Consider the following 12,442-nt stretch of genomic DNA (forward strand, 5'->3'; position numbering starts at 1 on the left):
AGATTTATGAAGCCAGAAGACCATGCCGACCACACGCCCGACACGGGGCTCATCGAGCGCATTGCCGCCCGGATCCGTGAGGCCGAGAGGACCGGCGTCGCGATCGCACCGGTGCGCGACGAGCTGCTGCACGGCGGGGCGGAAGCCGCATACGCCGTCCAGGAACTCAACACGCGCCATCGTGTCGAGCATGGCCGACGCATCGTCGGGCGCAAGATCGGCCTGACATCCAGGTCGGTGCAGCAGCAGCTGGGCGTCGACGCCCCGGACTTCGGCATGCTGTACGCCGACATGGAGATCGGCCCGGGCGAGGAGATCGCATTGAGGCGCGTGCTCCAACCCAAGGTCGAGGCGGAGATTGCCATCGTGCTGCGCCGCGACCTGGACGCGGAGCAGTTGACCTTCGCGCAGCTCGTGTCGGCGGTCGCGTACGTGCTGCCCGCGGTGGAGATCGTCGGCAGCCGCATCGCCCGATGGGACATCAAGCTCATCGACACCATCGCCGACAACGCCTCGTCCGGCCTCTACGCGCTCGGCACGGAGCCCCGGACTCTCGATCAACTGGACTTGCGCCTGTGCGGCATGGTCATGGAGCGCCGCGGCGAGCTGGTGTCGGCGGGCGTGGGCGCGGCCTGCCTCGGGCACCCGCTCAACGCCGCGCTCTGGCTGGCACGCAAGATGGTCGAGGTGGGCCGGCCCCTGAAGGAGGGCAACGTGATCATGAGCGGCGCCCTGGGCCCCATGGTCGCGGTCGAAGCCGGCGACGTCGTCGACACGACCATCGGCGGACTCGGCAGCGTGCGCACGATCTTCGCCGCCTGAGCGCGCCGGCAACCCTTGAACTATCTGGAGAACGACAAATGTCCTCGGGCAAACTGAAAGCCGCCGTCATCGGCAGCGGCAACATCGGCACGGATCTGATGATCAAGATCATGCGCAACGCGGCCAGCATCGAGATCGCCGCGATGGTCGGCATCGATCCCGCATCAGACGGCCTGGCGCGCGCATCGCGCATGGGGGTCGCCACGACTCACGCGGGGGTGCAGGGGCTGGTGGAGCTGCCGGTGTTCCCGGACATCGACATCGTCTTCGACGCGACCAGCGCTTCGGCGCACGCGAAGAACGAAACCCTGCTGCGCGGGCTGAAGCCCGCCATCCGCATGATCGACCTGACGCCGGCGGCGATCGGGCCTTATTGCATCCCGTCCGTCAACGGAGACCGGTACCTCGACGCGCCCAACGTCAACATGGTGACCTGCGGCGGCCAGGCCACCATTCCGATGGTGGCCGCCGTGTCGCGCATCGCCAAGGTGCACTACGCCGAGATCGTCGCCAGCATCGCCAGCAAATCGGCCGGCCCCGGCACGCGCGCCAACATCGACGAATTCACCGAGACCACATCCAAAGCCATCGAGGTCGTGGGCGGCGCCACCAGGGGGAAGGCCATCATCGTGCTCAATCCCGCCGATCCGCCCTTGATGATGCGCGACACCGTCTACACGCTCAGCGATGTGGCCAGCCAGGACGAGATCGCGGAATCGGTCGATCGCATGGCCGCGCAGGTACGGCAGTACGTACCCGGTTACCGGCTCAAGCAGAAGGTGCAGTTCGACCGCGTGGAGGGCTTGAACATCGCAGGTGTCGGCCGTTTCGACGGGCTGAAGACCAGCATCTTCATCGAGGTGGAGGGCGCGGCGCACTACCTGCCTGCCTATGCCGGCAACCTCGACATCATGACCAGCGCCGCATTGAAGACCGCCGAGCGCATGGCCGAACGCATGGCAACGCAACGGCGGCCCGACGGCGTCGCCGTCTGAACTCCGGAGAAGCACGATGAACAAGAAACTCTTCATTTCCGACGTCACGCTGCGCGACGGCAGCCATGCGGTCCGGCACCAGTACAGCATCGCTCAGGCCATGCAGATCGCCCGCGCGCTCGACGAGGCGAAGGTCGATTCGATCGAGGTCGCCCATGGCGATGGACTGCAGGGGTCGAGCTTCAACTACGGCTTCGGCGCGCACACGGACATCGAGTGGATCGAGGCGGTCGCCTCCGTCGTCAAGCACGCGAAGATCGCGACCCTCCTGCTGCCCGGCATCGGCACCGTCCATGACCTCAAGGCGGCGTACGACGCGGGCGCGCGAATGGTGCGAATCGCGACCCATTGCACCGAAGCCGACATCTCGAGGCAGCACATCGAGTACGCGCGCAGCCTCGGAATGGACACCGCCGGCTTCCTGATGATGAGCCACATGACCTCGCCTCAGGAACTCGCAAGACAGGCCAAGCTGATGGAAAGCTACGGCGCCACCTGCTGCTACGTCGTCGACTCCGGCGGCGCGCTCACCATGAACGGCGTGCGGGACCGCTTCCGCGCCTTCAAGGACGTACTGGATTCCGCGACGCGGACCGGCATGCATGCCCATCACAACATGAGCCTGGGTGTCGCCAATTCGATCGTGGCGGTCGAGGAGGGCTGCGATCGCGTGGATGCCAGTCTCGCCGGCATGGGCGCGGGGGCGGGCAATGCGCCGCTCGAGGTTTTCATCGCGGCGGCGGATCGACTGGGTTGGAACCACGGATGCGAGCTCTTCCGGCTGATGGACGCGGCAGACGACATCGTCCGTCCCCTGCAGGACCGGCCGGTGCGCGTCGACCGCGAGACGCTGGCGCTGGGCTACGCCGGGGTGTACTCCAGCTTCCTGCGCCACTCGGAGCTCGCGGCGGCGAAGTACGGGCTGAAGGCGGTCGACATCCTGGTCGAACTCGGCCGGCGCGGCATGGTGGGCGGGCAGGAGGACATGATCGTCGACGTCGCCCTGGACTTGCTCAAGCGCGCCGAGCAGCAATCGATGCACCCCGAACCCGTCATGAGCGAGGCGGGCTAGCGGCGCAAGGAAGCGATCTGCACGGTGTCGGGCGCGCCGCGTGCGGCGCCAGGGCAGGGCTCGTGGTCGCCTTCACCGTTGTCGCGGGAAAGCTGCTCTCGGATCAAGGCGAGGACGACGCGCCCGGCGGAAGTCAGCGGACGTTGCGCGCTCGCGGCCAGCACCAGCGTTCGGCTCAGCGTGGGGTCGACGATCAGGGTGGCCTGCAGCTCCCGCAGTTCGATCTCGGGGAGCACCGCCTGCCGCGTCAGGATCGTGTAGCCGGAGCCGCCAGCCACGATGGCCTTCATGGCCGTCAGCGAATCCACCTCGATGGCAACATTCAGTCCGATGCCGTGCTTCTTCGCGGTCTCTGCCAGCATCGGCCGAAGCCCATCCGGCGCTCCGGGAAGAATGAGGGGGATATTCGCCAATTCGGCAAAGCGGCATGAGCGCCTGGCGGTCAATGCGTCTCCGGCCGGGCCCACCAGGTAGAGCTCGTCCGTCCTCAGGACCTCGTCGGTGCGATAGCTGTGCGAACCATAGCGCGCCAGCACACCGATGTCGGCACGCCCGCTGGCGAGCGAGTCCTCGATGTGCCCCGAGAAGCCTTCCATCAGACGGAGCTCGACGCGCGGATAGTCGCTCCGCAGCCTTCGAAACAGTTCGCCCACCAGGGATTGCGTGATCGAGGCCTGCAGCTCAAGTCTGACGGGCCCGCTCGGCACGCCTGCCTGCGAGCGGATCTCATCCCTGAGTCCACCATATTCAGCGAGCACCGCCTTGACGCGCGGCATGACGCTCTGCCCGAACTCCGTCAGCACAACGCCGCGGCCAGTGCGATAGAACAGCTTCGCTTCGAAGTCTCGTTCCAGCATGGCGATCTGCTTGCTGAGTGCGGACTGGGCGACCCCTCGAGCGGCGCAGACCTTGGTGAGGCTGCCGGCCTCGACGATGTCCGCCAGTAGTTGCAGTTGCTTCAGATCCATCTTTGAACCCGGGCGTTGCCCGGTGCACTTCCTGCTGCATGCTAAGCGAGGGCGCGCGAGGTCCGCACAGGGGGTTGTACCGGGTCGAAGGGTCCAGCCAGGCGCCCGAGAAGGAGGGGAAGGCTATGGAGCCGCGGACGTTCGGCTGACACGGCCGCCCGCATGCGTGTGCCACAGTGGCATCGCATTTCTCATTTTACATAATATACATTGTGGTCAGAAAATCGAAGGATCCGAACCACGGCTCACCACTTGCCGTCGCTGGGTCTCTTCGCGCGGATCGCTGCAGCGATCAGTGCCACCGCATCAGGCCTGTTGGCTCGCCGCGCGAAGTCCGCAGCCGTCATGTTCTTGTCGTTCTTCATCAGCGGATCGGCGCCTTCGTCCAGCAGCAATTTGACGGCATCTGTCGAGCCGTACATCGCGGCCATCATCAGCGGCGTCGTCCCGTTGGGCGACTGCGCATCGATGAACGCATAGTTGTCGATGAGCTGCTTCATGATGGCCACATGCCCACCGGTGGCGGCGTAATGCAACGGCGCCCAGCCTGGCTTGTTGATGTCGGCGTCCCGTGCGATCAACCGGGTCACGACGTCTTGCTGGCCCTTGATCGCCGCCAGCATCAGCGGACTCTCGTCCTTCGCGTTGCGTGTCTCGACCTCGGTCTTCGGTGAGTCAAGAAGGACCTGGACCACTCTGGGCGACGGTTCGCGCACGGCTATGAGCAGTGCCGTCTGCCCCTGTGCATCGCGAGTGTTGGGGTCAAATCCGCGATCCAGCAGGCCTTTGACGCCGCTCGCATTGTCGCTTCGGACATCCCGGAAGAAGTCATCAAACGAACCGGCATGCACCGGAAAAACAATAGAACAAACAATAAGATAGAGAAGCTTTTTAAGGTGAATTAGCATGTTCTTGCCCCTGTAAACAGGGCTTCGAAGTTGGCGCTGGTTGCTTGTGCAATCGCCTCGACGGGCAGCTTTCGCAATTGAGCAATCTGCTGGGCGACAAAAGGCACATAAGACGGATTGTTCGTCTTGCCTCGATAAGGAACCGGGGCCAGGTACGGGCTGTCGGTTTCGATGAGCATGCGATCAAGCGGCACGAAAGCCGCCACATCGCGCAGCTCCTGAGCCTTCTTGAAAGTCAGGATGCCTGAGAAGGAGATGTAGAAACCCAGGTCCAACGCTGCGCGGGCGACTTCGGCGGTCTCGGTGAAACAGTGGAACACGCCGCCAGCCGCCGTTCCGGAGCCGTCTTCGCCCGCTTCTTTCAGTATGGCCAGAGTGTCGGCCGAAGCCTCGCGAGTGTGGATGACCAGAGGCTTGCGTGTTGCCTGTGCAGCTCTGATGTGCACGCGGAAGCGCTCGCGCTGCCACTCCATGTCCGAAATACTCCTGCCGCCCTTGCGTTCCTCCATCTGGTAATAGTCGAGCCCCGTCTCCCCGATGGCGATCACCTTGGGCAATGCCGAGCGCAGAACAAGATCCTCGACCGTGGGCTCGGCGATGTCCTCGTTGTCTGGATGCACGCCCACGCTGGCCCAGAAGTTGTCATAACGCGCCGCGAGTGCCTGAACCTCGGCGAACTCCTCCAGCTTGGTGCAGATACATAGCGCGCGGTCGACCTGCGCAGCAGCCATGGCAGCGCGAATCTGCGGTATTTGGTCCGCGAATTCGGGAAAAGTCAGGTGGCAGTGAGAGTCTGTGAACATCGCTGAACTTCGCCGGGTTTGACGGCATCTTGAAACGGCAGTGCACCCGCACCGCGTGCGGTCCGCGCCACGACGGACGCGAAACTCAAATGGTCTGGGTCGGGCGGTCGGAGGCCATCGTGCCGCCCAGCGCCTCTTCGATGCGGGCCTTCAACTGGCGCGACTTGTCGTCGGCAGGGAACCGGATGCCTACGCCCGGCGCCCTGTTGCCGGCCGCACGCGCCGGCGTGATCCAGGCCACCTTTCCGGCCACAGGATAGCGCTGCGGGTCTTCCGGCAGCGTCAGCAGCACATAGACGTCATCGCCAAGCCGGTACTCGCGCGACGTCGGGATGAAGATCCCGCCTTCGGCGAACAATGGGATGTACGCCGCATAGAGCGCCCCTTTTTCCTTGATGGCCAGCTGGATGACGCTGGGCCGCGCCGGTGCGGGGGGTGTGGGTGCAACTGGTGTGTTCATGGGCGAGGTGCCGACGAGTTTAGGGTGGTTCGCGCCTCGCTCACAAGCGCTTCGAGCATGAGACCCGCGTTGAAGGGGTGTTCTGCGGTTTTTGCCGCGTTCGCGAGCGATTTCGACCAGCGCGCAAGTGCCAGTTTCGACGGAACGGCCGCTGGCAGATCCTCGGGTTCGAAAAAGCGCGGTGCCGCGCCGCTGCTGCGGGCCATCAAGTCATGGCACAGCTTCTGCAGCACGCCGATGGCTTGGGCGGGTGCGTGTTCGGCCAGGGCGCCGACGTCGCCTCGGGACATGGCCTTGGGCAACAGGGCCCAGGCCTTGGGCGATTGTCCCTGGCCGGCCAGCTTCAACGCATCGCTCGGGCGGCCCCCGGCCGCACGCAACAGCGCAGGAGCGTCGGCGGCAGGGACACCCTGCGCCACCAGCCAGGCGCGCGCCTCGGCATCGCCCGGCCAAGGGAGCGTGAACCCGAGACAGCGGCTTCGAATGGTGGGCAGCAATTGCCAGGCCGCCTCGCTTGCGAGCACGAAACGCACATCGCCAACCGGCTCCTCCAGCGTTTTCAGCAATGCATTGGCGGTGATCGTGTTCATCCGCTCCGCCGGATAGACGAGGATGGCCTTGCCACGCCCGCGCGCACTGGTGCGCTGGGCAAAACCCACCGCATCGCGCATGGCCTCGACACGGATCTCCCGGCTGGGCTTGCGCTTCTTGTCGTCGATATCGGCCTGCGATTTTTCATCCAGCGGCCAGCCGAGTTCCTGCATGGCGACTTCAGGCATGAGCACACACAGATCCGCATGGGTGCGCACCCGGATGGCATGGCAACTGGGGCATTGGCCACAGGCGCCCTCTTTGCTTGCGCCCTCGGGCTGCTCGCACAGCCATGCGGCGGCGAGTGCGAGGCCGAGCTCATACTGCCCGAGACCAGACGGGCCTTGCAGCAGCCAGGCGTGGCCACGCTGGCGCAGCAGGTCCACCAGCGGCTTGCGAAGCCAGGGGGACAATTCCGCCGCTGTCATGATGTGTTCCCCCTTTGCTGCGCGACCATGCCGCGATCCCTCAGAGCCACCTCGATCTGCTGCCAGACCTGGTCGCGCGAGCGGCTCGCGTCGATGCGAATGAAGCGCTTCGATCCGGCCGCTCGCGTCGCGTAGCCGGCCGCGACACGTCGGAAGAATTCAACCGGCTGGGACTCGAACCTGTCCGGCACGCGAGCCCCCGCCAGCCGCTCGGCCGCCGCCTCCGGCGACAAGTCGAACCACAGGGTGATGTCAGGTTGCAGCAGCTTGCCGGCCGGAGCGCCCTCCTCCGCCTGGACCCATCGCTCCAGCGTGGAAAGCACCTCGAGGTCGAATGCCCTTCCGGCGCCCTGGTAGGCGAAGGTCGCATCCGTGAAGCGATCGCACAACACGATATCGCCGCGCGCCAGTGCGGGCTCGATCACGCGCACGATGTGATCCCGCCTTGCCGCGAACACCATCAGGGATTCGGTCAGCGGGTCCATCGCCTGTTCGAGAATCAGCGTGCGCAGCGTTTCGGCCAACGGCGTGCCCCCGGGCTCGCGCGTACGCGTGACCCGACGGCCCTGCGCCGTGAAGAGGGCTTCGAGCGCATCGATATGGCTGGACTTGCCGGCGCCATCGATCCCCTCGAGCGTCAGGAACAAACCCTTCATTGCCCGCTCCGCTGATTCGGCTCGACGCCGCGTTGATACCGGTTCACCGCACGGTTGTGCTCATCCAGCGAACTGCTGAACTGGCTGGATCCGTCGCCGCGCGAAACAAAATAGAGTGACTTGCTCTGCGCAGGCTGCACAGCCGCCATCAGCGCGGCCTTGCCCGGCATCGCGATGGGCGTGGGCGGCAGGCCGCCGCGCGTATAGGTGTTCCATGGCGTGTCGGTCTGGAGATCCTTCTTGCGCAGATTCCCGTCGAAGCGCGGGCCGAGGCCGTAGATGACGGTCGGATCGGTCTGCAGTGGCATTCCGGCGCGCAGCCGATTCACGAAGACCGCGGCCACTTCCGGGCGGTCATTGGCCTTGCCCGTCTCCTTTTCGACAATGCTTGCCAGAATAAGCGCCTCATCGGCCGTCTTGAGGGGCAGATTCGAGGCGCGAGCGGCCCACGCGGCCTCGAGCTTCTTGTCCATGGCGCGCATGGCGCGTTGCAGGAGCGCAACGTCCGTCGAGCCCTTGGAGTAGGTATAGGTGTCCGGGAAGAAGCGCCCCTCCGGGTGGAGGCCGGGCTTTCCGAGCCTGTCCATCACCTCTTCGTCGGTCTGCCCGATCGTCTCGGGTTTCAATTGATCTGCCTTCGCCAAGGCGGCACGCACCTGGCGGAAGTTCCATCCCTCGACCAGTACCACGCTGCGCGTCGCTTCTTCGCCTCGCACCAGCATGTTCAGCAACAGACGCGGTGTGACGCCCTGCTCCAGCTCATAGCTGCCGGCGCGTATCTGCCGGTCCTGACCCGACAACCGGAACCACAGGTACAGCAATTGCGGCGGGACAGCGGTGCCCGTGTCGGCGACAGCCTGCGCGACCCCGCGAGGCGTCGTGCCGGGCTCGACCGAGAGGTCGACCGAAGGCGCAGGCAGCTTGAGCGGCTGATGCACCCACCAGAGCCCAGCCGCGCCAAGGCCCAGCGCGACCAGCGCGGCAAGAAGAAAGAGCGTGAGAAAGAAGCGGCGCACGGATCCGGTGGAAGGAGGCGAGAGGGAGAAGCGATGAAGAAAAGGGAAGCCCTGCGGGACGAGCGGAACTCAGCGGGCCATGATAATTCAGCGATGACCCCAGCCGCTCTGAATGGCGTAACTGCCCTCTCCCACCTCGGCGTGATCCGCGCCGAGGGTCCCGATGCCGCGAACTTTCTCAACGGCCAACTGACCCAGGACTTCGCCCTGCTCGGTCCTTCCGAGGCTCGCCTGGCCGCGCTCTGCTCGGCCAAGGGGCGGGTGATCGCCAGTTTCATCGGCATTCGCCCTGAATCCGACCGTGTGCTGCTGGTCTGCAGCCGCGACATCCTCGCGGCCACGGTGAAGCGGCTCTCGATGTACGTGCTGCGCGCCAAGGTCAAGCTGAGCGACGCCAGCGACGAGTTCGTGCTTCACGGGTTGGCCGGCTCCGCACTGACCGCCAATGGGGTCGATGCGGGGGCGCCCCCGGGGCTGCGCATCGCGGTCGGAGACGCCAGCATGGTCACGCTGTACCCGTCGGACGGCGTTCCCCGCGCGTTGTGGATCGCGCCGGCCGGCAGTCCCCCACCCCAAGGTGCCGCGCTCGATCCGGCGCTCTGGCCCTGGAGCGAGGTGCGCAGCGGAATCGTGACGCTGACCACCCCGGTGGTGGAAGCCTTCGTTCCTCAGATGATCAATTACGAATCCGTCGGCGGCGTGAACTTCAAGAAGGGCTGCTATCCGGGGCAGGAAGTGGTGGCGCGCAGCCAGTTCCGCGGCACGCTGAAGCGGCGTACCTACCTTGTGCAGGCGGATGCGCCGCTCGAGGCCGGTCAGGAAGTCTTTGCCGGCAATGACGCTGAACAGCCCGTCGGCACCGTGGCGCAGGCTGCGGCGGCGCCCAACGGTGGATGGTCGGCGCTGATCTCCATCCAGATTGCCGCGATCGATGCGGGCGGCCTGCATGCGGGCGCCGCGGACGGCCCCCCGCTCACTGTCGAGCCCCTGCCTTACGCGCTGCTCGAGGACATCTGAACGTCGAACCTGCGCTCAGGCCAGCTTCAGCAGTTCCGCCGCCAGCTCCTTCGGCATGTCGACCATCACGTCGTGGCTGCTCGGCAGCTTGACCAGGTGCCAGCCGGGGGCGCTTTCAAGCTTGGCGGCGAAGTAGCGGAACGGGCTGGGGTCCCAGCCGTCCGCGAGAATGTAGAGCCGCTCGGCAACCTTGTCCGCGGCACCGGTCAGAAGCAGGGGCATCTCGAAGGTCGCAAGCGCCTGCGGTCGGCACAACCGATCGACGCGCGCCCGATTGGCCTGCGCGATGTTGAACATCTCCGCGGAGATCGGTTGCATCAATCCCGAATGGCCCTCCAGGGCGGTGCCGCGAAAAGCGCCGAGAAACTGCGCCGCCACTTCAGGCACGAGCGCCTTGGACAGCAGACCCGTCAACGAATCGCCATGCTCCGGCACGAAGGCGTCGAGATAGACGAGCGTGCGCACCTTGTCGCTCATCCGGTCCGCGACACCGGTGATGACCATGCCGCCGTAAGAATGGCCCACCAGGATCACGTCCTGCAGTTCTTCCCATTCGATGCAGCCGCAGACATCGCGGATATGGGTCTCCAGGGTGATGTCCTGCGCCGCCTGGTGGGAACGCTCGCCGAGGCCGGTGTGGGTGGGCGTGAACACCGTGTGCCCGGCCGCGCGCAGTGCCTGGGCGGTCTCGCGGTAGCACCAGCCGCCATGCCAGGCGCCATGAACCAGAACAAAGTTCGCCATCGCTGAATCCTCCAGAAGCTTCGGGGACAGCCATGGTGGTTGCGGACCGCACGCGCTGCCATCGGGTATTCCCGGCTGCAGGGGGCCGCGCTCTCGCGTGCCGAGGGCGACCTAGATCAACCGTCGCATCTCGACGTGCACGATGCCCGCTTCCTCGAAAGGCTCGCCATGCGGCGCGTAGCCCAGCCGGGCATAGAACGCCTCGGCACTGCGCTGCGCATGCAAGGTCACCGCGCTGTCGCCGCGCGCCTTCGCCACAGCCTCCAGGGCATGCAGCAGGGCGGCGCCATGGCCGCCGCTGCGCATGCCCCGGTGTACCGCCACGCGGCCGATTCGTCCCAGCCCCGGCGCTTCGACAACCAGGCGCCCGGTCGCGATCACCTGCCCGAGCCGGTTGCGCGTGACAGCATGCACCGCGGTGGCGTCGTCCTCGTCCCATTCCATCTCTTCAGGAATGCGTTGCTCCTCGATGAAGACCTTCCGGCGCACGGCGCCGGCACCATCGCCGAGTCGAGCCCAGCTGCCCGTGATGATTTCACACATCGATTCGCCAGCTTCGTAGGCCGTGAAGATCTCGCGCAGCAGCGGCGGGACGGGCCTGGACGTTTGCGTCGCGGGGTCGGCGAACACATAAACCAGCTCGCAGCTCACCAGGAGTTCATCGCCGCGAAACAGCCCGCCGAGGAACTGGATCGACGAGTTGCCCACCCGAACGCATTTCATGCCGACGTCGAGCATGTCGTCTACCCGCGCCGAGGCGTTGAACTCGATCGTGGCCTTGCGCACGTACAAGTCGCCCTCGAGCTGCCGCATCGCATCCTCATAGGGGAGCGCCAGGGCGCGCCAGTAGTCGGAGATGGCGGTGTCGAAATACATCAGATAGTGCGCGTTGAACACGATCTTCTGCATGTCGACTTCGGCCCAGCGCACGCGCAGGCGATGGAAGAAGCGGAACTCGGCTCGCTGGTGGGTCTCGGTCATGGCTGCAAGGCCTCCTTCAGTGCGCGCGCTGCGTCGGCCTGTGCCTGCAACGCCTCGGGCACGGCGCGGCCCATCTTGATGAATTCGTGGATCACGCCGCGGTAGATCTCGAGGTCCACGGCCACGCCCGCGGCGCGAAGCTTGTCAGCGTAGGCGATGCCTTCGTCGACCAGCGGATCGCATTCGGCCAGCCCGATCCATGCCGGCGCGACGCCTTCGACGTCGTCCGCATTGAGCGGCGCGAAGCGCCAGTCGTTGCGCTCGTCGCGCGAGCGCACGTAGAGGCCGAAGAACCAGCTGATGAGTGGCTCTGTCAGCAAGGGGCCGTTGGCAAGGCGCCGATGCGAGGGCGTGTCCTGATGGGCCGCCATGCCCGGATAGATGAGAAGCTGCAGCGCCAGGGCAAGCCCGGCGTCGCGCGCGAGGATGGCGCACACCGCCGCCAGCGTGCCGCCCGCGCTGTCGCCGCCGACCGCGAGGCGCGTGCCGTCCAGGCCCCATCGGCCCGCGTTCGTCGCCAGGTGCGACAAGGCATCCCATGCGTCGTTCGACGCCGTCGGAAACTTGTGTTCGGGGGCCAGCCGATAGTCCACCGAGATCACCGCGCAGCCGCTCTTCAGGCTCAGGACACGGCACAGCGTGTCATGCGTGGCAATGCTGCCGACAGTGAAGCCTCCGCCATGAAAGTACATCAGCACCGGCAACACTTCATGCGAAGGCGCATAGAGCCGCACGGGAAGCGCATGTCCGTCGCGCGCGGGCAGCGTGAAATCGTCGATGCGCTCCAGCGCCGGCTTGGGCACCTCGAGCACGCCGGCGCCCTTTTCATAGGCTGCCTTGGCCTTCGCGGGAGAGAGCGTATGGAGGGGTGGATGCCCGGCGCGCGCCATGCGGTCGACCACGCCGGCCATCTTGGGCGTGAGGTGTGTCATCGCGGCCTGCCTATGCCGGAGGTGACAGTGACAAGGGTTTTCTGAGTGT

14 protein-coding genes are annotated in these 12,442 nt (G+C 65.8%); 4 read left to right on the top strand and 10 right to left on the bottom strand.

Features of this window, described 5'->3' with window-relative positions:
• Positions 1 to 6 precede the first annotated feature (6 nt).
• The 3 genes from mhpD to dmpG are packed head-to-tail and all read left to right on the top strand — an operon-like array spanning position 7 to position 2,889.
• Positions 7 to 822, top strand: a complete 816-nt coding sequence (gene mhpD / locus AC1DNF_RS12690) for a 2-keto-4-pentenoate hydratase (protein ID WP_478148949.1) — start codon at positions 7 to 9, stop codon at positions 820 to 822.
• 38 nt (positions 823 to 860) lie between these two features.
• Positions 861 to 1,817: an acetaldehyde dehydrogenase (acetylating) gene (locus AC1DNF_RS12695; RefSeq protein ID WP_478148950.1), complete on the top strand. Its 957-nt coding sequence runs from the start codon at positions 861 to 863 to the stop codon at positions 1,815 to 1,817.
• Positions 1,818 to 1,833: 16 nt separating this feature from the next.
• The gene (gene dmpG / locus AC1DNF_RS12700; protein WP_478148951.1) at positions 1,834 to 2,889 is read left to right on the top strand and encodes a 4-hydroxy-2-oxovalerate aldolase; all 1,056 of its coding nucleotides are present in this window, start codon (positions 1,834 to 1,836) and stop codon (positions 2,887 to 2,889) included.
• On the opposite strand, the gene AC1DNF_RS12705 is transcribed toward dmpG, so the two are convergent.
• From AC1DNF_RS12705 to mltG, 7 genes are all read right to left on the bottom strand, one after another.
• Entirely contained in the window at positions 2,886 to 3,857 is a 972-nt protein-coding gene (locus AC1DNF_RS12705) for a LysR substrate-binding domain-containing protein (RefSeq protein WP_478148952.1), read from the bottom strand. The two genes, dmpG and AC1DNF_RS12705, sit on opposite strands and share 4 nt — an antisense overlap.
• Before the next feature lie 245 nt (positions 3,858 to 4,102).
• Positions 4,103 to 4,765 (bottom strand): ankyrin repeat domain-containing protein, encoded by a 663-nt coding sequence (locus tag AC1DNF_RS12710; protein WP_478148953.1) that lies wholly within the window; start codon positions 4,763 to 4,765, stop codon positions 4,103 to 4,105.
• Positions 4,759 to 5,568 carry a TatD family hydrolase gene (locus AC1DNF_RS12715; protein WP_478148954.1) on the bottom strand — a complete coding sequence of 270 codons (810 nt, stop codon included), beginning with the start codon at positions 5,566 to 5,568 and terminating at the stop codon, positions 4,759 to 4,761. Before AC1DNF_RS12715 ends, AC1DNF_RS12710 begins: the two co-directional genes overlap by 7 nt.
• A gap of 85 nt (positions 5,569 to 5,653) precedes the next feature.
• Positions 5,654 to 6,028 carry a PilZ domain-containing protein gene (locus AC1DNF_RS12720; protein ID WP_478148955.1) on the bottom strand — a complete coding sequence of 125 codons (375 nt, stop codon included), beginning with the start codon at positions 6,026 to 6,028 and terminating at the stop codon, positions 5,654 to 5,656.
• A complete protein-coding gene (locus AC1DNF_RS12725) occupies positions 6,025 to 7,047 on the bottom strand; it encodes a DNA polymerase III subunit delta' (protein ID WP_478148956.1) in 1,023 nt (340 codons plus the stop codon). Before AC1DNF_RS12725 ends, AC1DNF_RS12720 begins: the two co-directional genes overlap by 4 nt.
• Positions 7,044 to 7,703, bottom strand: a complete 660-nt coding sequence (tmk, locus tag AC1DNF_RS12730) for a dTMP kinase (protein WP_478148957.1) — start codon at positions 7,701 to 7,703, stop codon at positions 7,044 to 7,046. Before tmk ends, AC1DNF_RS12725 begins: the two co-directional genes overlap by 4 nt.
• Positions 7,700 to 8,719 carry an endolytic transglycosylase MltG gene (mltG, locus tag AC1DNF_RS12735; RefSeq protein ID WP_478148958.1) on the bottom strand — a complete coding sequence of 340 codons (1,020 nt, stop codon included), beginning with the start codon at positions 8,717 to 8,719 and terminating at the stop codon, positions 7,700 to 7,702. Before mltG ends, tmk begins: the two co-directional genes overlap by 4 nt.
• A 93-nt stretch (positions 8,720 to 8,812) precedes the next feature.
• Between mltG and ygfZ the strand changes: the two genes are divergently transcribed.
• Positions 8,813 to 9,736 (top strand): CAF17-like 4Fe-4S cluster assembly/insertion protein YgfZ, encoded by a 924-nt coding sequence (gene ygfZ, locus AC1DNF_RS12740; RefSeq protein WP_478148959.1) that lies wholly within the window; start codon positions 8,813 to 8,815, stop codon positions 9,734 to 9,736.
• A gap of 15 nt (positions 9,737 to 9,751) precedes the next feature.
• Here the strand turns inward: ygfZ and AC1DNF_RS12745 are convergent, their stop codons facing one another.
• The 3 genes from AC1DNF_RS12745 to AC1DNF_RS12755 form a co-directional block, all read right to left on the bottom strand.
• Positions 9,752 to 10,480, bottom strand: a complete 729-nt coding sequence (locus AC1DNF_RS12745; RefSeq protein ID WP_478148960.1) for an alpha/beta fold hydrolase — start codon at positions 10,478 to 10,480, stop codon at positions 9,752 to 9,754.
• A gap of 111 nt (positions 10,481 to 10,591) precedes the next feature.
• Complete coding sequence (locus AC1DNF_RS12750; protein WP_478148961.1) at positions 10,592 to 11,461, bottom strand: YbgC/FadM family acyl-CoA thioesterase; 870 nt, start codon at positions 11,459 to 11,461, stop codon at positions 10,592 to 10,594.
• Complete coding sequence (locus AC1DNF_RS12755; RefSeq protein ID WP_478148962.1) at positions 11,458 to 12,393, bottom strand: alpha/beta hydrolase; 936 nt, start codon at positions 12,391 to 12,393, stop codon at positions 11,458 to 11,460. The genes AC1DNF_RS12750 and AC1DNF_RS12755 overlap by 4 nt, the downstream gene beginning before the upstream one ends.
• Positions 12,394 to 12,442: the final 49 nt, after the last annotated feature.

Source organism: Variovorax sp. 01T432 (genome assembly GCF_056398605.1).